22 protein-coding genes and 1 tRNA gene are annotated in these 19,377 nt (G+C 69.5%); 10 read left to right on the top strand and 13 right to left on the bottom strand.

What is annotated here, in order from left to right; translation table 11 throughout:
• Positions 1-13: 13 nt before the first annotated feature.
• From BMW88_RS06860 to BMW88_RS06850, 3 genes are read right to left on the bottom strand one after another with little or no spacing between them, the layout of a single operon-like run.
• Positions 14-574 carry a chloramphenicol phosphotransferase CPT family protein gene (locus BMW88_RS06860; RefSeq protein WP_089949752.1) on the bottom strand — a complete coding sequence of 187 codons (561 nt, stop codon included), beginning with the start codon at positions 572-574 and terminating at the stop codon, positions 14-16.
• Positions 571-999 (bottom strand): GNAT family N-acetyltransferase, encoded by a 429-nt coding sequence (locus BMW88_RS06855; protein ID WP_089949751.1) that lies wholly within the window; start codon positions 997-999, stop codon positions 571-573. The genes BMW88_RS06860 and BMW88_RS06855 overlap by 4 nt, the downstream gene beginning before the upstream one ends.
• Positions 996-2,453 carry a S10 family peptidase gene (locus BMW88_RS06850; protein WP_089949750.1) on the bottom strand — a complete coding sequence of 486 codons (1,458 nt, stop codon included), beginning with the start codon at positions 2,451-2,453 and terminating at the stop codon, positions 996-998. Before BMW88_RS06850 ends, BMW88_RS06855 begins: the two co-directional genes overlap by 4 nt.
• Before the next feature lie 30 nt (positions 2,454-2,483).
• Between BMW88_RS06850 and BMW88_RS06845 the strand changes: the two genes are divergently transcribed.
• The 8 genes from BMW88_RS06845 to BMW88_RS06820 all read left to right on the top strand — a co-directional run bounded on the left by BMW88_RS06845 (position 2,484) and on the right by BMW88_RS06820 (position 8,696).
• On the top strand, positions 2,484-3,110 hold the full coding sequence (locus BMW88_RS06845) for a uracil-DNA glycosylase (protein WP_245777665.1): 627 nt from the start codon (positions 2,484-2,486) through the stop codon (positions 3,108-3,110).
• 78 nt (positions 3,111-3,188) lie between these two features.
• Positions 3,189-4,310, top strand: a complete 1,122-nt coding sequence (locus tag BMW88_RS06840; protein WP_177220981.1) for a type IV toxin-antitoxin system AbiEi family antitoxin — start codon at positions 3,189-3,191, stop codon at positions 4,308-4,310.
• Positions 4,307-5,128 (top strand): hypothetical protein, encoded by an 822-nt coding sequence (locus BMW88_RS06835; protein ID WP_089949748.1) that lies wholly within the window; start codon positions 4,307-4,309, stop codon positions 5,126-5,128. The genes BMW88_RS06840 and BMW88_RS06835 overlap by 4 nt, the downstream gene beginning before the upstream one ends.
• A gap of 190 nt (positions 5,129-5,318) precedes the next feature.
• Positions 5,319-5,453 (top strand): hypothetical protein, encoded by a 135-nt coding sequence (locus BMW88_RS43950; protein WP_281249370.1) that lies wholly within the window; start codon positions 5,319-5,321, stop codon positions 5,451-5,453.
• A gap of 291 nt (positions 5,454-5,744) precedes the next feature.
• Complete coding sequence (locus BMW88_RS06830; RefSeq protein ID WP_089949747.1) at positions 5,745-7,070, top strand: NAD(P)/FAD-dependent oxidoreductase; 1,326 nt, start codon at positions 5,745-5,747, stop codon at positions 7,068-7,070.
• Between the two features lie 208 nt (positions 7,071-7,278).
• Positions 7,279-7,401: a hypothetical protein gene (locus BMW88_RS43945; protein ID WP_269083663.1), complete on the top strand. Its 123-nt coding sequence runs from the start codon at positions 7,279-7,281 to the stop codon at positions 7,399-7,401.
• Entirely contained in the window at positions 7,398-8,501 is a 1,104-nt protein-coding gene (locus BMW88_RS06825) for an ATP-grasp domain-containing protein (protein ID WP_245777609.1), read from the top strand. The genes BMW88_RS43945 and BMW88_RS06825 overlap by 4 nt, the downstream gene beginning before the upstream one ends.
• Positions 8,502-8,619: 118 nt before the next feature.
• A tRNA-Leu gene (locus BMW88_RS06820) sits at positions 8,620-8,696 on the top strand.
• Positions 8,697-8,910: 214 nt separating this feature from the next.
• Here BMW88_RS06820 and BMW88_RS06815 read toward each other — a convergent pair.
• The 7 genes from BMW88_RS06815 to pqqA form a co-directional block, all read right to left on the bottom strand.
• Positions 8,911-9,594: an SDR family NAD(P)-dependent oxidoreductase gene (locus tag BMW88_RS06815; protein WP_177220980.1), complete on the bottom strand. Its 684-nt coding sequence runs from the start codon at positions 9,592-9,594 to the stop codon at positions 8,911-8,913.
• Positions 9,591-10,331, bottom strand: coding sequence for an inositol monophosphatase family protein (locus BMW88_RS06810; protein ID WP_089949746.1), 741 nt, complete (start codon positions 10,329-10,331; stop codon positions 9,591-9,593). Before BMW88_RS06810 ends, BMW88_RS06815 begins: the two co-directional genes overlap by 4 nt.
• A gap of 36 nt (positions 10,332-10,367) precedes the next feature.
• Positions 10,368-11,243: a pyrroloquinoline quinone biosynthesis protein PqqB gene (gene pqqB, locus BMW88_RS06805; protein ID WP_089949745.1), complete on the bottom strand. Its 876-nt coding sequence runs from the start codon at positions 11,241-11,243 to the stop codon at positions 10,368-10,370.
• The gene (gene pqqE, locus BMW88_RS06800; RefSeq protein WP_089949744.1) at positions 11,240-12,319 is read right to left on the bottom strand and encodes a pyrroloquinoline quinone biosynthesis protein PqqE; all 1,080 of its coding nucleotides are present in this window, start codon (positions 12,317-12,319) and stop codon (positions 11,240-11,242) included. The genes pqqB and pqqE overlap by 4 nt, the downstream gene beginning before the upstream one ends.
• Positions 12,312-12,590 (bottom strand): pyrroloquinoline quinone biosynthesis peptide chaperone PqqD, encoded by a 279-nt coding sequence (pqqD, locus tag BMW88_RS06795; RefSeq protein ID WP_245777608.1) that lies wholly within the window; start codon positions 12,588-12,590, stop codon positions 12,312-12,314. Before pqqD ends, pqqE begins: the two co-directional genes overlap by 8 nt.
• Positions 12,587-13,282 carry a pyrroloquinoline-quinone synthase PqqC gene (gene pqqC, locus BMW88_RS06790; protein WP_089949743.1) on the bottom strand — a complete coding sequence of 232 codons (696 nt, stop codon included), beginning with the start codon at positions 13,280-13,282 and terminating at the stop codon, positions 12,587-12,589. Before pqqC ends, pqqD begins: the two co-directional genes overlap by 4 nt.
• A gap of 89 nt (positions 13,283-13,371) precedes the next feature.
• On the bottom strand, positions 13,372-13,494 hold the full coding sequence (gene pqqA, locus BMW88_RS06785) for a pyrroloquinoline quinone precursor peptide PqqA (RefSeq protein WP_089949742.1): 123 nt from the start codon (positions 13,492-13,494) through the stop codon (positions 13,372-13,374).
• A 340-nt stretch (positions 13,495-13,834) separates the two neighbouring features.
• On the opposite strand from pqqA, the gene BMW88_RS06780 reads away from it, so the two are divergent.
• Complete coding sequence (locus tag BMW88_RS06780) at positions 13,835-14,827, top strand: PQQ-dependent sugar dehydrogenase (protein WP_245777607.1); 993 nt, start codon at positions 13,835-13,837, stop codon at positions 14,825-14,827.
• A gap of 2 nt (positions 14,828-14,829) precedes the next feature.
• Here the strand turns inward: BMW88_RS06780 and BMW88_RS06775 are convergent, their stop codons facing one another.
• The 3 genes from BMW88_RS06775 to BMW88_RS06765 are packed head-to-tail and all read right to left on the bottom strand — an operon-like array spanning position 14,830 to position 18,144.
• Positions 14,830-15,996, bottom strand: a complete 1,167-nt coding sequence (locus BMW88_RS06775) for a polysaccharide deacetylase family protein (RefSeq protein WP_089949740.1) — start codon at positions 15,994-15,996, stop codon at positions 14,830-14,832.
• 52 nt (positions 15,997-16,048) lie between these two features.
• Positions 16,049-16,759, bottom strand: coding sequence for a class F sortase (locus BMW88_RS06770; protein ID WP_177220979.1), 711 nt, complete (start codon positions 16,757-16,759; stop codon positions 16,049-16,051).
• Entirely contained in the window at positions 16,756-18,144 is a 1,389-nt protein-coding gene (locus BMW88_RS06765) for an MSCRAMM family protein (RefSeq protein WP_089949739.1), read from the bottom strand. The genes BMW88_RS06770 and BMW88_RS06765 overlap by 4 nt, the downstream gene beginning before the upstream one ends.
• Before the next feature lie 319 nt (positions 18,145-18,463).
• On the opposite strand from BMW88_RS06765, the gene BMW88_RS06760 reads away from it, so the two are divergent.
• The gene (locus BMW88_RS06760) at positions 18,464-19,270 is read left to right on the top strand and encodes a Bax inhibitor-1/YccA family protein (protein ID WP_089949738.1); all 807 of its coding nucleotides are present in this window, start codon (positions 18,464-18,466) and stop codon (positions 19,268-19,270) included.
• Positions 19,271-19,377 lie beyond the last annotated feature (107 nt).

The following is a 19,377-nucleotide window of genomic DNA, read 5'->3' as shown; positions in this document are numbered from 1 at the left end:
CGGGTCGTCAGCTCTACGAGGGGTCGTGCCCGCGGGCGCGGCCCCTCAGCTCGTCGAAGGCCCTTCTCGTCACCGGCCGGCTGATGAACCGCTTGATGGCCCGCGCGCACTCCCGCGGGCTGTTCCGGCCGGTGTCGACCTCGAAGTCGTAGAGACCGTGCTCGTGGACGCTCCTCAGCTGCGCCGCCGCGTGCCCCGGCGTCCGGTCACCCCGCGCCCGTTCGCGCCTCTCCAGCTCTTCCGGAGGGCAGTGCACGCCCACGAGCACGACGTCGAGGCCCTCCAGGACGTCGAGGCAGTCCCGCAGCCGCCACGGCTCGCTCAGCACGTGGTCCACCACGACGTCGTTGCCCGCCAGGGCCATGCCCGCGACGGCGCGGTGGAACCCGGCCCTGGTGCGGCGCAGGACTTCGCGCTGCGCGGGGCCGTCGAGCTCCAGCGTCCGCCCGACGGCGCGCATGGCGCCGAACGCGTCCACGCTCATGTGGAAGTACGGGGTGTCCAGCTCCTCGAGCAGCTCCCGCGCGATGCTCGACTTGCCGGAGCTGGACGTCCCGTTCAGAAAGATGATCATCGCCGGGCGAGGTCCGTGAGCGGCACGCCCGGACCGACCTCGCGCGTGCCGGTCTCCACGAACCCCCGCTTGCGGTACAGCCGCAGCGCGGGCTCGTTCTTCGCGCCGGTGCTCACGACCTGCGGCCCGTCGGGCAGCGCGTCGAGCAGCCTCGTCGCGATGCCGCGCCGGTGCGCCCGCGGGTGCACCACCAGCCGGCAGATGTCCACAGTGGACCCGTCGAGCCGGTAGGACACCGCGCCCACGAGACCTTCCTCGTCGTAGCTGCCGAGGAAGGTCTCGTCCGAGGCCCTGAGCTCGTCGAGCGTCTCGTGCAGCGCCGGGATGCCGTCGAAACCGATGATCTCGGCCTCGACGGCGTAGGCGAGCCGCTGCACCGTCCACAGCTCGTGCAGGACGGCGTCGTCGGACAGGTCGAGGATCACGTGTTCGACGAGCTCCGGACGAAGTTCGCGAGGTCCTCGGACTGCTTGACCCTGCTGGGCTCGTGGACGTACATCATGTGCCCGGCCGGGTAGTAGGCCGACTCGATGTTCGCCGTCAGCTCCTTCGGGATCTGCAGGTGCGCGAGCAGGTGCTCGGCCGCGAAGTACGGCGTGGCACCGTCGTACCAGCCGAACGCGACGTGGACCTTGAGGTGCGGGTTCGCCCGCATCGCCGCCGACAGCTTGCCCGCGGTCGTGACGTGCCGGCCCTCGAACTCCTTGTACGACCACTGCTCGATGACCCGGGAGAGGACCTCGTAGGGCAGGTCGTTGGAGTAGCCCAGCTCGGCGTGCAGGTAGTGGTTGAGCGTGGCCGAGTACGGGCCGAGGATCGCGTCGATCGACGGGTCCGCGGAGATGCCCTCGCGGCCGTAGTCCGTGTCCCAGCCGGTGAAGCGGCCGTCGATGCGGCCGACCGTCCTGCGGTCGCGGCGCAGCAGCTCGGTGAAGAACCGGATGTGCTCGATGCGCAGGTCGACCGCGTCCACGTACTCCTCGGACAGGCCGGTGAGCCGCGCCAGCTTCTCGATCGTTGCGGCCCGCTCCACGTCGGACAGCCGGTTGCCGCGCGCGAGGGCGTAGGGGTAGTCGCGGACCGCGAACTCCTCCGCCTCGGCGAGCACCTCCTCGAGCGGGCGGTCGCCGTGCAGGCCGTGGTAGTGCGCGATGGCCGCGTACGTCGGCAGGAAGAGCGTGTAGGCGAGGTCGTGGCCCTCGTTGAACTCCAGCGTCGCGAAGTCCAGCACCGAGGAGATCAGCATGAGCCCGTTGAGGTACATGCCGTGCTTCTTCTGCAGGTGCTCGGCGAGACCGGCCGCGCGCAGCGTTCCGTACGACTCGCCGCAGAGGAACTTCGGCGACATCCACCGGCCGTTGCGCGAGGTCCAGAGCCGGATGATCTCGGCGATGGAGTCGATGTCGGGCTGGTAGCCGTGGAAGCTGCCGGGCTTCTCGCCCTGCGCGGCGCGGGAGAACCCGGTCGACACCGGGTCGATGAACACGAGGTCGCTCTCGGCGAGCAGCGTCTCCTCGTTGTCCGCGATCCCGTACGGCGGCGGGGTCAGGTCGCCGACGTCGCCGCTGAGCACGCGGCGGGGCCCGAGGAGCCCCATGTGCAGCCAGACGCTGGCCGACCCCGGCCCACCGTTGAACGCGAACGTCACGGGCCGCTTCAACGGGTCCGCTCCGTCGAGCGTGTAGGCGGTCAGGAACACCTCGGCCTTGGGCTTGTGGCCCTCGAACACGCCGTCCTTGATCACCTCTTCCCTGAGCACGACACGCCCGGTGGTCGCGGTGTAGTTCAACTCGCGGCCCTTGACGGTGATGCTGTGCTGGGTGGTGACCAGATCATCGGACGGAGACTCGGGCTTTTCTTCGGTCTTCTCCTCGGACATGGGAGCAACACTACGGAACTCGACGAGCGGATAACGGCCTGCCGAGCGTGCCCGCGCCTGGTCGCGTGGCGCGAGTCCACGGCGTCGGTGAAACGCGCCGCCTTCCAGGATTGGGACTACTGGGGCAGACCAGTTCCCGGCTTCGGCCCCATGGACGCCTCGCTGCTCATCGTGGGCCTCGCGCCCGCGGCGCACGGCGGCAACCGGACGGGGCGGATGTTCACCGGCGACCCGTCGGGGGACTTCCTCTACCGGGCGCTGTACGAGTTGGGACTGGCCTCCCAGCCGCACGCCTGGTCGCGCGACGACGGCATGGAACTGCGCGGCGTGCGGATGGCCTCGCCCGTGCGGTGCGCGCCACCGGAGAACAAGCCGACGGCCGAGGAACGGGACCGGTGCTCGCACTTCCTGCGCGAGGAGATCTCGTTGCTGCCCCGGCTGCGGTCGGTGGTGGTGCTCGGCGGGTTCGGGTGGAAGGCGTTCCTGCCCCTGGTGGGGGTGGAACGGCCGCCCAAGTTCGGGCACGGGGTGGAGGTCGAGGCCGGTGGGTTGCGGGTGTTCGGGTGCTACCACGTGTCGCCGCACAACACCTACACCGGGAGGCTGACCCAGGAGATGTTGCAGGACGTGCTGAGGCGGGCGATCGCGGTGGAGTGAGCCAGGCCGCGGCAGTTCAGCCGGATGCGTGACGACGACGCCCGCCTTGGAGGTGTTCCACATAGTAGGTTGTTCCATGTGACGCGGAACGGCGATAAACGTGGAACAAGGCAGTTCGAACTGATCAGCTCGCTCGAACACCAAGTTCGCTCGTTGCTGCCGTCCACCTGGTCTGTTCGCCTTGAACTCGAACCACTCGTCACCGGCGATCGGCGGGTCGATGCCCTCGCCGAGATCAGCGCCTCGAACGGGACGCGCACAGTGGTCCTGGTCGAATGCAGGAACACGGTTGTCCCGCGGGATGTCGCGATGATCGCCCAGCAGGTCAAGGCTCAGGTGGGTGTCCTGCTCGACAGCGGTGTGCGTGTCGGAGGCGCCGTGCTGGCCGCGCCATTCATCTCCCCGATGACACGCACGGCGTTGGACCTGGCCGGGATGGGCTGGTTCGACCTGACCGGGAACATGCGCTTGCAGCTCGATGAGCCCGCGGTCTTCCTCGATCGAACGGGTGCTGAGCGCAGCGGGCTGCGCGACCCCGCCGACCGGCTGCTCAAGTCCCTTCGCGGACCCGCGGCGGCCAAGGTGGTGCTTGAACTCGCCGACACGGAGCTGCCCGTGGGCGTGCGAGAACTCGCCGATCGTGCCGAGGTGGGGGCGGCGACGAGTGCGAGAGTTCTCGAGTTGCTGGACCGGGAAGCAGTGATCGTGAGGAGCGACGACGGCGCTGTGACTGCCGTTCGCAAGCGGTTGCTGGTGGAGCGCTGGACACAGGACTACAAGGTGACGACCTCGAATGAGGTCATAAGGACGCTCGACCCGAGAGGGCTGAGCCACGCGCTGAAAACTCTGCCGTCTCTCGGAACAAGGGTCGCCGTCACCGGTTCCGCGGCCGTGCGCGCGTACCTGCCTGATGGCGTGATGCCCGTGTCTCCCCTCGTTTCACTCAGCTTGTACGCCGAAGATCCGGCCGAGCTGATGGGACAACTCGGCCTGAGACGTGCTGATCGCGGGGCGAATGTGCTGGTCCTACGGCCGTACAGCGATGTCGTCCACCTGAAGTCGAGACTTCTCGACGGCGTCGAGTACGCCTCGCCAGCCCAGGTCGTTGCGGATCTGCTGACCGGTCCGGGGCGGTCGACGGAAGAAGCCGAGCAGCTGATTGCGGCGCTCGAGTCGAACGAGTCGGGCTGGGAACGATGATTCCGCAGGAGTACGTCAAGGCACGAGCAGTCCTCCTCGACGCCCTGGACGGCCTGGGCCCGCACCGAGACGCACTCGTTCTCGTTGGCGCGCAGGCGGTTTACCTGCATGCGGGCGACGCCGACTTCGTGACGGCGCCGACCACGACAGATGCCGATCTCGCGCTGGTGCCCGGTCTGCTGGCGGACGAACCTTCGATCTTCGACGCCATGCACGCCGCCGGCTTCGCTCCCGGCAGGCAGCCGGGAAGCTGGACGGGCCCGGGCGACATCACGGTCGACCTCATGGCACCCGAGGCGTTGTGCGGTCGAGGTGGTCGGAGATCCGCTCACCTACAGCCACCGCACGATGCCAAAGCCACCGCTCGCAGGACACCGGGACTGGAGCCGGCGGTGGTGGACAACGAGGTCCGCCGGATCGGAGCGCTCGACCCCCGCGACGCCAGGACGTTCGAAATCAGGGTGGCGGGACCTGCGGCTCTCGTGGTGTCGAAGGTGGTCAAGATCGCTGAACGACGCGAACAGCCGCACCGCCTGAAACCCAAGGACGGCCTGGACGTGCTCCGGCTGCTTCGTGCCATCGACATGACGCCGTTGGCGTCGAGCTTGGTGCACATCGCGGCGGATGGGCTGGCGGGGCCGGTGGTGGCGGATGCCGTCGTGGCGCTTCGCGAGCTCGCGGCAGGGCCTGAGGACCTGCTCCCACGCCTGGCCGCAGATGCGGAGGCGGGCTTCAGCGATCCGGACGAGATCAAGATGTCGGTGGTGGTGTTGGTCGCCGATCTCCTCCAGGAGTTCGACGACCTGCGGTCGAAGTGATCGGATCGCAGGACCGCTTCACCGGCCCTGCCCAGGATGCGCGCCGTGGAGTTCTGGATCGGCGGCACCTACGGCGTGCAACCGCCGCTCACCGACGAGGCCGTGCGGCACGCCGAGGACGTCCTCGGCGTGCGGTTACTGCGCCGGGAGTGCTGCTGACCGGGGCCTGCTGATCGGGTACACGGCGCTCGTGCTGGCGTTCGGCGACGTGCACCCGTTGCGGCTCGGATTGCTGGTGATGATTCCGGCGCTGCACCTGATTCTCGTGACGGCCGCGCCGGCGGAGATCGTTCCGGTGAAAACGAAATCCAGCCCGCTGCGCTGAAAGCGTCAGCACGCCGGTTCGCCATTGTCCAGGCGATCTCATTCGCCGTCGCGGCGTCCACCCCCTCGGGACCCCGAACCGGCCTCTGGGAGCTCCTCGGACCGGGGGCTCCGACGGCCGTCACCGGGGCCGTCGCGCTGAGGATCTGAATCGGTACTCTCAGGCAGAACACCTCGACTCGCGGTCGAGTCGCAGGTCAGCCGCGATGGTGTCCGGCATCACCCGGCGACGGTAGTCACAACAGCCCCTCCGGACGCGCGAAAAAGCGGTTCCTGGTGCAACCATGTGTGTATGGCTGCTGTGAAGTCGCACCCCACTCGGATTGTCATTGTCGGCGGTGGGTACGTCGGCATGTACACGGCGCTCGGACTGCAGAAGAAACTGCGCTCCGGCGAGGCGTCCGTGACGGTAATCGACCCGCAGCCGCACATGACCTACCAGCCCTTCCTGCCCGAGGCGGCGGCCGGCTCGATCGAGCCGCGCCACGTCGTCGCTCCGCTGCGCAAGGTGCTCAAGCGCTGCCACGTCGTCACCGGCCGCGTCACCAAGATCGAGCACTCGCGCAAGATCGTGACCGCCGAGCTGTCGGACGGCCACGTCGAGGAGATCGAGTACGACGTGCTCGTCTCCGCGCTGGGTGCGATCTCCCGCACGCTCCCGATCCCCGGCCTGGCCGAGGTCGGCATCGGCATGAAGACGATCGGCGAGGCGATCTACGTCCGCAACCACGTGCTGTCGCGCCTGGACCAGGCCGCGAGCACGAACAACGCGGAACTGCGCAAGAAGCTGCTCAGCTTCGTCGTGATCGGTGGCGGCTTCGCGGGCATCGAGACGCTCGCCGAGCTCGAGGACATGACGCGGTATGCGCTCCGCTACTACGAGGGCATCAAGCCCGAAGAGATGAACTGGGTCCTGGTCGAGGCCGCGGGCCGGATCATGCCCGAGGTGTCCGCGAAGCTCGGCGCGTGGACCGTCGAGGCGCTGGAGAAGCGCGGCATGAAGATCTACCTCGACACCCGCGTGAAGTCGCTCGAGGGCGGCCACGTCGTCCTCGACGACGGCACCGAGTTCGACTCCGACACGATCATCTGGACCGCCGGCATGAAGGCGAACCCGGTGCTGCGCAACACGGACCTCCCGCTCGACGAGCGCGGCCGCGTCCGGTGCACCGCCGCCATGCAGGTCCAGGGCCTCGAAGGCGTGTGGGCGGCCGGCGACTGCTCCGCGGTGCCGGACCTCTCGCGCACCGAGGAGGACCCGACGGCGACGTGCGTGCCGAACGCGCAGCACGCCATCCGCCAGTCGAAGCTGCTGGCCAAGAACATCGTCGCGTCGCTGCGCGGCCAGCAGCCGAAGGACTACTTCCACAAGTACCTCGGCTCGGTCGCGGGCCTCGGCCTCTACAAGGGCGTCGCGGACGTGTTCGGCCTGCGCTTCAAGGGCCTGCCCGCGTGGTTCATGCACCGCAGCTACCACGTGGCGTTCATGCCGACCGTGAACCGCAAGCTCCGCGTGCTCATGGACTGGACGCAGGCGCTGTTCTACGGCCGCGAGGTCGTCGCGCTCGGCCAGATCAACGACCCGAAGTCGGACTTCGACCGCGCTGTGCAAAGCTGATTGAGCGTTCAGTCACTCTCCGTGAGTGACGTCGTGCCCCGGACGATCTCCTCGTTCGGGGCACTGCTTTTGCCCAGAGGCGGAACTTGAGCCCCCGATCGGAGTAAGCTCGGGGACCTGCCTTGACATTGCGTTACGTGAACCAGAGACTACGGCTGGTGCATCACCTGAATGCGTGATTCGCCGTGTGGGGAGAGAGGTGATCCCGATGTCTCTCGAGGAGCTGGCCGCACAGCTTCGTCGTGGTGAGATCGAGGACCCCGCTTTGGCGCAGTACGCCGCAGAGTACGCGCAGGCGGGGCAGAGTTTCCGCAGCAAGAAGGACGATTGAGCAGGTCGGCTGACGGACGGGGGCCCGGTGCCCCGTCCGAAGCTGCCAGACCTCTGCTGCTCCAGGGGCAGGACTACCTCTTCCGCTCCCCGCCCAAGTGCCTGGACTTCCAGGAACAGGTGCACCGCCTCGGCATGGTCGACGAGGGCGACGGTAACCCGCAACCCTGCGTGCTCGTCCTGGCCCGCGCCGCCGACATGGAGATGAACGAGCTCTCCATCGCACTGGCCGAGCGCGGCATCCGCATGGCCCGCATCGACGCCGACCGCTGCGTGGACCTCCCGCTCTCCGTCTACACCGACCAGCCCCTGATCGAGCTGGACCGCTGGCTGCTGCGCCCGTTGCTGGTGTGGCGCCGCCACTTCGAGCTGTCGGCCATCCCCGTCGAACCGGGAACGCTGGCCGGCGCCTACGCCGTGGACCAGTGGGCCTCAGTGTCCAACTGGCTGTCGTCGCGCTCCGACTGGGCTCACGTGAACCCCTCGCGCTTCTCGGCGCACCTGGACCGCCTGACCCAGCTCTCCGACGCCTCCGCGTTCGGCCTGCGCACCCCGCGCACGGCCGTGACGACACGTCCCGGCCGAACACGCCCCGGCGGCGGCCGCTGCATCGTCAAAACCGCGGGCCGCCACCTGCTGGAACCCCGACCGGGCGTCCAGCACGGCCTGTTCCCGCGCCCACTGGAGACCTCCCGCGCCTCCGACGCGCCGGAACCCGCGCCGGTGATCGTGCAGGAGTACGTGCCGTCCGACACCGAGCTGCGCGTGTTCGTGGTGGGGGAGCGGTGCATCGCCTACCAGGTGGACAAGCTCGACCCGGCCCAGCTCTGGGTGGATCCCGACGCGGTCCGCGTCACGCCCACGTCGGTACCGACGTCCCTCGCGGAGAAGCTGCTGGCGCTGGCGCGGCACTGGCGCGTCCAGGTGGCGGCGTTCGACCTGCTCGTGACAGGAGGCGACCACGTGTTCCTGGAGATCAACGTCAACTGCGACTGGCGCTGGTTCGAGCACCGCGCGGGCGACAACGCGGTCTCCGCCGCCGTGCACGACTGGGTGGCGCAGCGCTTCGCGGAGCTGCTCGGCGCGGGAAGGCCACGCTGATGTTCGGGTCCATTCGACGCTGCGCGGAATGGTCGGTTAAGTCCAATTCGCTGGGCCGCTCGGGCGAGAAACGGCCATCCGGTCACACAAGCTGACGATCAAGGCCTAGGCTCCCACCGCCCCCGTAGCCCAATCGGTAGAGGCAGGTCCCTTAAAAGGATCACAGTACGGGTTCGAATCCCGTCGGGGGCACCATCTGCTGGTGCTCTGAACAGCACAAACACCGCCCATGCCGCTAGTGCGGGACGGTAGTGAGATCATGGCGGAGAGTAATCGCCGCAGATAGGTCACTCAGGGTGGTCGCCGGGCCGGGTGAGGCGGAGGCGGACCGAGGGACTCGATCTGCCGCCACCCTGGTCTCATCGGCTCAGCGGGGTCGGGGCCACGGGTGGAGCGGCTCCGCCTCCGGTCACCAGGTCGGACGGGCCGTCACACCGCCATCCACCACGAGGTCATGACCCGTGATCCACCGAGCCAGCCCGCTCGCCAGGAACACGCAGGCGTCGCCGACGTCCTCCGGCGTGCCCAAGCGGCTGAGCGGAGCGGCGTCGCGCCACCTCGCGACGCCCTCCGGCCACTGCTCCTCGATGCCGGGCCTCGCGATCAGGCCCGGCGAGACGGTGTTGACGCGGATGCCGCGAGGCCCGTACTCCAGGGCGGCCGCTCGGGCGTGCATGATCAGGGCGGCCTTCGAGGCGGCGTAGTGGGCGTGGCCCTCGGCGGGGTGGCGTCCTTCGATCGACGCGATGTGCGTGATCGAACCGCCTTGCGGGAGGTGCCGGACGGCGGCCTGGGTGACGGCGAACGGACCGGTGAGGTTCGTGTCCACGACGGACCGCCACCGCTCGGTTGTCATGCCCGGCAACGGTTCTACGGGCTGGACGCCCGCGTTGTTCACCACCGCGTCCAACCGGCCATGCTTCGCCGCTGCTTCGTCGACCACCCGCTGGGCTTGCGTGCGCAGGTCTCCGTCCGTTGTGCCGCCGTGGCGGACTACCAGGGCGCCCGCGCGCTCGAAACGTGCCGCGATGCCCGCGCCGATGGTGCCGTCGGTGCCGGTGACCAGCACGACCTTGCCGCTGAGATCGATCACTGGACGATGTCCTCCAGTCGTTCGGTGAGCCAGCCGACCATCTCACCCCTGCCCGCCGCGAACCCGTTGTGGCCGATCTCGGTGAACACCCCGCCCGCCTCGCGGACGAGCACCGCGCCGGCTGCCACGTCCCACGGGTGGATGCCCAGGTTCGCCGCCGCGTCGGCCCTGCCCGCCGCGACCCAGGCGAGTGAGAGAGCCGTCGAGTAGACGCGGCGCACGTCCGCTTTGACCAGGAGTTCGGCGAGGAGGTCCAGTTCGCCCCGGTACGGGCTGCCGGGCAGTGGGATGTCGGTGAGCACGAGCGGGCGCGGGCTGGGCTGAGGGGTGATCGTCAGGCCGGTGGAGCGGACCGCGAACGGTGTGTCGGTGGCCGCCGTGAAGAGCTCGTCGCGGAACGGGTCGAGCACGCAGCCCGCGACGAGGTCGCCGTCCACCGCCGCGGCCACCGAGATGCAGGACAACGGGATGCCGCGCACGAAGTTGCGCGTGCCGTCGATCGGGTCGACGTACCAGGTGATCGGCGCGGTGGCGGCTCCCAGCTCCTCGCCGACCACGGCCGAGCCGGGAGCGCCCGCGGTCAGCGCCGCGCGCAGGAACGCCTCCACCTCCAGGTCGGCGTTGCTCACCTGGTCGAAGGTGCCCTTCGGTGAGACGTCGACGGTCAGGCCATGCAGCAGCTTGGCGGCGTCCACACAGGACTGCGTGGACAGCTTGAGGAGATCTCCGGGAGTCACGGGGCCATTGTCATCGGTCGTGGGCCCCTGGCCGGTCTAGAGCTCGATCACCGTGCCGTCGAGCGGCACCTCGACGCCCGCCTCGCGCAGCTCCAGCGCCTCCGGGGAAGCGGGGTCGAGCACCGGGTTGGTGTTGTTGAGGTGCGTGTAGAGGCGCCGCACCGACGGGAACCGCCGCAGCTCCGGCAGGCTCGCGGTGATCGGCAGGTGGCCCATGGAGGCCTGGCCGGACGAGCTGCCGGTCGCCGAGCCCATCTCGGCGGCCGCGTGGAAGGTGCCGTCGAGCAGCAGGCAGTCGGCCGAAGCCACCACCTCGTCGAAACCAGCGGGCCAGGAAGCCAGGCAGGGCGCGTAGACGAGCACTCCACCCGTCACCACGTCGGTGAACCGGTAGGCGACGACCCACGGACCATCCACGGTGGACGAACGGGCGTACTTGGGGCGCTTGTCGCTGATCGGGACGGCCTCGACGCGCAGGCCGCCGATCTCGAACGGCTCGTCCACCGCGCGCCACGCGACGGGCGCGTAGCCGTCGATCACCGTGCGCAGGTCGAACTGGTCCTGCAACGCGTGCAGCACCGCGCCGGGTGCCCACACCGTCAGGTCCGCGCCGCCGCGCAACGTCAGCAGGCCCAGCGCGTGGTCGAGTTCGGCGTCGGTGAGCAAGGCGCCGCGCAACGGGGTGTCGCGCGGGCCGGGACCGGGGTTCAGCGCGGCGCAGGAGGTGATCTGGGTGCGGATGTCCGGGGAGGCGTTGACGAGCCACCAGTCGTCGCCGGTGCCGCTGATCGCGAGGCAGTCCTGGGACCGGGACGGCACCGCGCCGGACCGGGCGAGCACGCACAGGGCGCAGGCGCAGTTCCACTGCGGGAAGCCGCCACCGGCCGCCGTGCCGAGCAGGACCGCCTTCACCGCATCTTCCTCATCGCCATCGCGGGCACCTCGGCGGGTGCCATCTCGGTCGCCAGAATGAGGTCCACAGTGGACCGATCGGGGGACAGCGAGCACACCGGGTCGGTGGCGGCGGCGTCGCCGGTCAGCTGGAACGCCTGGCAGCGGCACCCGCCGAAGTCGACCTCCTTGCGCGGGCACGAGCGGCAGGGGTCCTGCATCCAGTCGAAGCCACGGAAGGCGTTGAACGACGGCGACGAGTACCAGATGTCGTGCAACGACGCCTCGCGCACGTTCTCGATCCGCAGCGACGAGATCACCGTGGCGGCCGGGCAGGGCAGGACGTCGCCGTTCGGCGCCACTGTGAGCTGCCGCGCGCCCCACCCGTACATGCAGGGCTTCGGGTGGGCCTCGTGGTAGTCCGCGATGACGTAGACGATCTCCATCCGCCCGCGCAGGCGGTCCTGGGCGGCGGCCACGACCGGGCCGGCGTGGGCGAGCTGCGCGCGGGTGGGGAGCAGGACGGCCCGGTTGCGCAGCGCCCAGCCGTAGTACTGGGTGTTGGCGAGCTCCAGGCGTTCGGCGCCCATCTCCTCGGCCATCGCGATGAGGCCGGCGATGTTGTCGAGGTTCTGCCGGTGCAGCACGGTGTTGACCGTCAGCGGCAGGCCCTCCTCGCGGACGAAGGACGCCGCCTGGACCTTGCGGTCGAACGCCTTGATGCCCGCGATCCGGTCGTTGCCCGCGCGGGTCGCGTCCTGCAACGAGAGCTGCACGTGGTCGACGCCGCGGGAAGCCAGGTCCCGCAACCGGTCGCGCGACAGGCCGACGCCCGACGTGACCAGGTTGACGTAGCAGCCGAGGCTGTTCGCGTGCGCCACCAGCTCCGGCAGGTCGGGGCGCAGCAACGGTTCGCCGCCGGACAGGTGGATCTGCAACGCGCCCAGTGCGCGCGCCTGGTCGAACACCCGCAGCCAGTCCTCGGTCGAGAGCTCGGCGTCGCGGCGCACCAGCTCGACCGGGTTCGAGCAGTACCCGCACTGCAACGGGCACCGGTGCGTGAGCTCGGCGAGCAGGCCGAACGGGGCCTCAGCCATCGACGTCCACCACCCTCCGGTCGACGAGCCGGGCCACCAGCCCGGCGATGTCCTCGGGTTCGACCCCGTCGTACTCGTCCCCCAGGGCCAGCGCGATGTCGCCGACCGACCGCGTCCCGTCGCACAGCGACACCACCGAGGCCGCGGTCTCGTTCAGCACCAGCACGCCTTCGGGGAACAGGACGACGTGCGCCGCGCGGATCTGGTCGTAGGTGCACTTCACGCCGCGCCGGATGCGGGGCACGGCGTCCAATGCGACCACCGGCGTCACGGCTTGCCCTTGCCCGAGTAGTAGTCCACGGCGTCCAGCACCGCGCGCAGCACGTCGCACTTGAACGCGAGCGCGCTGATCGCGGCCAGCTGCTGCTCGCGCGTCCGGCAGTGCTCGACCACGATGTCCAAAGTGGACTGGCCTTCACCTGCGACCGCCTTGATGCGGTCGGTGAAGTAGGCGAAGCCCTCCTCGGCGATCCACGGGTACTGCTCCCGCAACGCCGCCAGCCGCCTGCGCATCAACGCGCCGGAGAACATCTCGGTGAGACCGGAGGCGATGGCCTCGACCCACGGCTTGGTGCGCGCGAAGTTCACGTAGGCGTCGACCGCGAACCGGGTGCCGGGCAGCACGTGGCGCTCGTCGAGCACCTCCTCCCTGGTGAGGCCCACGGCTTCGGCGAGGCGGAGCCAGTTCTCGGCACCGCCCTCGCCCGGCCGCGTGCCGTCGTGCCAGACGATGCGCTCGCGCCACTGCCGGCGGATCTCCGGCGACGGGCAGTTGGAGAGGATCGCGGCGTCCTTCTGCGCGATGCAACGCTGGTAGTACCAGCGGTTCGCGGCCCACGCCTGCAACTCGTGCTTGCTCAGCCGGCCCGCGTGCATCCGCAGGTGGAACGGGTGGCTGTCCCAGTAGCGGGGCTCGAGGGCGCGCAGCTCGGCGACGAACTCCGCGGGGGCAACGGCGGTCATGGGCGGGAGAACTCCTCGGTCTGCCGGGGAAGACGCGTGCGGGACCGGGGTTCCCGGCGGGAGGCGGGAACCCCGGCGCGGAGCCGACGTCAGCTGCGGGCCGCGTAGGCGGTGACCTCCATCGGCGTCTCGAAGTCGCGGAAGTCGGGCTTGACCCACTCGCGCTTGACCTCGGGCAGCTTCTGCTCGGTGGTGGGGACGGCAACGTTCATGGCGCAACTCCTCGGTCTCCTGCCTGCGAGCCCGAGGAGGACCCGCAAGCGCTTTCCGTGGGGTGCGGCGGCGAACCACACGGTATGTCTTCCGGGCTGTCGAGGTCCAGACCGTACACGGAGTTCCCTGAAATCATCGGATGAGCGGTCCGATCGGCGGGCGTCCGGCCCGTCGATCACGCCGCGTCGAATCGACACATCGGACGACCTTTGCTGGTTGATTCGAGCTGTGATTGGGTAAACACGCCCTGCAACACCGCCGCCGCAGACCAATCACGAGCGGACCGAAGGAGAGCACATGCGTGCTCGTCGAATCGCAGTCGCGGCAGCCTGCACTGCCGTGGCCGCCTCCCTCTGCGTCGCGCCAGCCTCGGCGCAGAACGATCCCTCGGCGCAGGCCGAACGGACTCTCGCCACGAACCTCGACATCCCGTGGGACATCGAGTTCCTGCCCGACGGCAGCGGCATCTTCACCGAACGGGACACGAAGAAGATCAAGAAGCTCGCGGGCACCACCGTGACCGAGCTGGACACGGTCGAGGAGGCCCAGTCGACGGGCGGTGAGGGTGGCCTGCTGGGCCTCGCCGTGTCGCCGTCGTTCGCGTCGGACAACTCGGTCTTCATCTACTACTCGACGGCGACCGACAACCGCGTCGCCAAGCTGCAGCTCGGCGGGACGCCGCAGCCGATCGTCACCGGGATCCCCAAGAACCGCTACCACAACGGCGGCGGCCTGGAGTTCGGACCGGACGGCTTCCTGTGGGCCACCACCGGCGACGCCCAGAACACCAGCACCGCCCAGAACTGGAGCTCGCTGGCGGGCAAGGTCCTGCGCTTCGACACCGCGGGCAGGCCCGCCGCCGGCAACCCGCGCGCCGGCAGCGTCGTCTACTCGATCGGCCACCGCAACGTCCAGGGCATCACGTGGGTCGGCAACACCGCGTACGCCACGGAGTTCGGCAACAACAGGACCGACGAGGTCAACCGCATCGAGGCCGGCAGGAACTACGGGTGGCCGACCTGCGAGGGCGCCTGCACCACGCCGGGCATGACCAACCCGGCCGTGTCGTGGCCCAACAGCCAGGCGGGCCCGACCGGCATCGGCTTCCACAAGGGCGCGCTGTACGTCGGCGCCGTCACCGGCAAGCGCGTGTGGAAGATCCCGGTGAACGGCACCACGCTCGGCACCCCGCAGGCCGTGTTCACGGGCTACGGCCGCGTGCGGTCGGTGGCTCCCGCGCCGGACGGCACGTTGTGGCTCGGCACGTCGAACCAGGACGCCAACGGCCAGCCCGGCGCCGAGGACGACCGGATCATCTCCACCGACGGCTGAGACTAGTTGCGGGCGGCAGGCATCCGGCGGAGGTGGTCGAGCACCGCCGGATCCTGCAGCTGCATCCACTGGATCACCTCGGTGTAGGTGGCGCACACCGTTTCCGGCTTGTCGCACACGTACGCGAGGAACTGCTCCATCGCCGCCGAGAACGCCGATCCGTTCCACTCGTTGAAGTGGTTGCCGACCACGATCGGGGCGCGGTTGCTGTTCGCGGTGGCCCGGTACACCGACTTGTAGGTGTCGAGGACGATCTGGGTGAACTCGGCGGCGCGGTGGGGTTCGTCCTTCGCGCCGTTGAGCGAGTACCAGAGGTTGAAGTCCATCATCACGACCTGCTTGCCCAGCGCGGGGATCTTCACCTCGGGCATCGGGAACTCGTACAGTCCGTTTTGGACGGACGGCCACTGCACGCCGAGCGCCACCTTGCTGGTGTCGTAGACCAGGCCGTGCGCGGCCATCGCCGGGAACGCCTGGTCCCAGTTGCCCTCCAGGCACGGCGTGCGCCCACCCCGGACGGCGTCGGCGGGGAGCCTGAGCCCGGCGGCGCGCGACCTGTCCACGATCTGCCTGAACTGGTCGAGCTCCGCGTTCCAGGCCGCGTTGTCCCACTTGTCCACCGACGGCTGCGTGCCGCCGGAGCAGAAGTGGCCGTTGTAGTGCGTGCCGATCTCGTGGCCCTCGTCGATCACCTGGTTCAGGTAGTCGATCCTGGCCGCGATGTCCTGCCGGGTGCCGCCGAACGAGATGTCGGACACGCCGCGCTTGTGCCCCGCGGGCGGCTGGTACTGGTTCTTGTCCTGGTCGGCCAGCATGTACACGCCCGACAGCAGGCCGGTGACGTGCGCGCCCTTCTCCCTCGCGATGGGCAGGACCTTGTCCCAGTGCTGCTTCGACACCGCGCCGTCGAAGGAGAAGAGCACGAACTGCGGCGCCTTCTCGCCCGGCGCGAGCTTGTGCATCCACGGCTGCTTGCGCAGCTGCTCGGGAGTGGGGGCGGGCACCGTCGGTGTCGGGCCGGTGTCCTTGGGGGCGGGCAGGCGCGGCGCCATCGGCAGCGGACCGGCTTCGGTCTGGGCTTCCTGGTCGCCGCGCGAACCGAGAGTCATCACCAGCACGAGGGCCAGTGCGAGCGCCACACCCGTGGTCAGCCATCCCCAGCGTTTCACACTAAAGGAGACGACTTGTCACCCGAAGGGGTTGCGCGGAGCGCGCAACTGGTCACCCGATGGGTTCGGCGATCACCACTCTGTTCGCCTCATAACCCTGCTGCCCGCCGATCCACGTGCCGCCGCACGTCACCAGCACCAGCCGGCGCGGGCCGCGCGGGCCGAAGAACTCGACGGCGCGGGCCGGTAGCTGCTCCTTGCGCACGGTCTCGATCTGCTTGATGCGGAACCGGAACTCCTTGCCCGCGCTGTCGGCGATCACGACCTCGCGGCCGTTCTGCGCCTGCCACAGCTCCGCGAACGGGCCCTTGGCACCCTTCCAGTCGACGTGCCCGGCGAGGACCGTCGCCCCCTCGGTGCCGGCGAGCTCCGTGCCCCACCAGGTCGCCTCGCCGATGCCGTCGGGCACGGGCAGCACGCCGTTCTCGACCTCGCGGCGCACCAGCGTGGCCGTGCCACCGGAGGGCAGCCGCACGGAGCCGGGGCCCGCCTTGGGCGGCGCGGGCTGCTGTTGCTGTTGCTGCTGCGGTGCCGGGGGAGCCGGCGGCTTGGCGTTGTTCGTGTTCGCCCCGCCGGCCAGCCCGGTGAGGTCGGGGCCGCGGCCGGTGCTGAGGCTGTCGGCGACCGGTCCCGGCCCGACCACGGGGATCTCGTCCGCGATCGCGCGTCCCGCGACGACCTCGGTCTCGGAGGAGGTGACCAGCACGCTGGTGGCGGCGACGCCCACCACCAGCACGCCGGTCAGGAAAGCCCGGGAACTCACTGCCTGCGCCACACCAGGAAGCCTGCCAGCGCCGCACCGAGCAGCACCAGTCCACCCACCGCGAGCATCAGGCCCGGACGGAGCTGCGTGTCGAACGAGGCGGTCGCGACCGGTGTCCTGCCCTCGGTGCCGGCGGGGATCGTGCTGGGCACGACGGGCTTGTTCGGTTTGTTCACCAGCTCGAGCGCGAGGGTCTGGCCCGCGGCCACCGTGCCGCACGCGGATGGCGGCGCCTTCGGGTCGAAGAACTCCTCGTACCCCTTCGGCGCGGCCGCCTCGACGAGGCAGATCTCCTGCGGCGTGCGCAGGCCAGGCACCTCGACCGTGCCGTCGGCGCCGGTCTGCAGCACCAGCGGCTTGCCGTCCGTGCCGACGAGCAGGGAGTCGTCCTGCTTGAGCGCGGGGCTCGTCTGGTCCTTCGCCGTGACGCGCAGCGCGACGCCCGCGATGGACTTCTTCGTCTCGGAGTCGATCTTCGTGATCCTCACCGCGCCGGGCGCGGTCCTGGCCTGGGCGTTCGCGGCGGCGTCGAGCTTCTTCTCGCCACCGGTGGTGACCATCCGCTGCATGTTCTCGGTCTGGATCGGCTGGTGCACGACCGGCCGGTCGGCGGGGGAGTCCGCGGTGACCGCGATCGAGGGCTTCGGGCCGGTCGGGACGACCTTGACCGCCGCCGGGGCGCCGTCGGCGCCGGTGGTGGCCTTGCCGGAGGTGCTGCCGTCGGCGAGCTTCGCGTCGGTCAGCGTGAAGCTGATCGACGCCTTCGGCACGCCCTGGCCGTTGGCCTTGACCAGCGCCGCGGTCCAGGTGGACTCGGTGCCGATGATCAGCGGCTCCTTCGGGGCGGTGGCGCTGAGCTTCCACGGGCCGCGGTTGGCCTCGGCGTCGGCCTTCATGCGCGCGGCGGTGTCCATGACCTGCTTCGGCAGCCGTGCCGCGTAGAACGCCTCGTCGTAGGCGAGGTACTTGGGGTCGGTCGTGTCGAGGCGGACCGCCCCGTCCGGCACGGAGGTCCAGCTGTGCAGCAGGTGCGCCAGTGCCGCGGCCTCGTCCGGCGACTTCGTCGTGGAGTAGCGCAGCAGGAGGTAGGAGATGTTGGCCGCGACGTCCGGCGTGAGGGACTTGCCGGCCTTGGTGAGCAGCTCGGCGCCCTCCTGGTAGCCGACCGTGCTGTCCGGCGCCGGCAGTGCGTACTGCACGCACCACACGTGCTTCTCCTGCCAGACGTACGACCCGTGCCACTCGCTACCCGCCGTGGCGTTGGGCTGGAGCCCTGACGCGTTGTGGCCGATGCCCTTGACGCCTACCGCTGTCGCCGTCGCGGGCGCGGTCAGGAGCGCGAGCCCCGAGACCGCCGCCACGGCGGCAAGACGTTTCCAGCCCATTTTGGATCTTGATCCCCTCTGACCTGTGGCAAACCCGCGTGCGAGCTTGGCGGTCCCCCACACCGGGGACAAGCCGCCACGAGGGGGAAGTCTTCCGCTACCAAACGTGTGAACGTGACCGAAATGTGACGCGGGTTACCGAGTTTGCCCGGGACACGCGGCGACACGCCGCAGTGTGATCACGCTTTGGAGTTGGCGCGGTATTTGCGCACGCGTGATCGTCGTCGGGGGTAAAGTCGCCTTTACCGACGGGGAACATGGCACCCAGCGTGCTCGTTGTACCCCGTGACGGCGTAAAGCAACGCCCCAGGAGGACCAGGTGCGCTCCAGCAGCAACCCGGCTTTCCGTAACCTGCCGACCGGCGGCGGGTACGGAGGCTACGCAGGTTTCGGCCAGCCCGAACAGGCCGGCTACCAGCAGGCTCCGCCGCCGCTGACCAGCGAGCGGCCCATGACGATCGACGACGTCGTCACCAAGACCGGCATCACGCTGGCAGTGGTGGCCGCGACGGCCGTCGTGACGTACCTCATGCAGGCGTGGTTCCTGCTGTTCCCGGCCGCGATCATCGGCTTGGTGCTCGCGCTCGTCATCACGTTCAAGCGCATGCCCAGCCCGCCGCTCGTCATCGCCTACGCCGCCGTCGAAGGCATCTTCCTCGGCGCGTTCAGCGGCATCATCGGTGCCATGATCGACCGGTGGACCGGCAACCCCGGTCAGGGCGTCGTGGTCATCGGCCAGGCGATCATCGGCACGATCGGCGTCTTCGCCGGCATGCTCGTGGTCTACAAGACGGGCGCGATCCGCGTCACGCCGAAGTTCACCAAGTGGATCACCGGCGCCATCATCGGCGTCGCCGTGCTGATGCTGTTCAACCTGATCATGAGCTTCTTCACCGAGGGCGGCCTCGGCCTCCGCTCGGGCGGCACGCTCGCGATCATCTTCAGCCTCGTCTGCATCGGTCTCGCGGCGTTCAGCTTCCTGATCGACTTCGACGCCGCCGACCAGGCGATCCGCGCCGGTGTGCCGGCCAAGTTCGCGTGGCAGATCGCGTTCGGTCTCACGGTCACCCTGGTGTGGCTGTACACCGAGATCCTGCGCCTGCTGTCGTACTTCAACTCGGACTGACGTCCGGGTGGCTCAGGAGGGCGCTTCGCTTCGGCGGGGCGCCCTTCGCGCGTTCGCAGGGGTGGTGCGCGTAGATCACGCACCGGGCTCGATCGGGATGTGCAGGC

Origin of the sequence: Lentzea xinjiangensis, assembly GCF_900110955.1 — a bacterium.
Taxonomy (GTDB): Bacteria; Actinomycetota; Actinomycetes; order Mycobacteriales; family Pseudonocardiaceae; genus Lentzea; species Lentzea xinjiangensis.
Note: the sequence above shows the minus strand (reverse complement) of the source record. Positions and strands in the feature narration are given on the sequence as shown.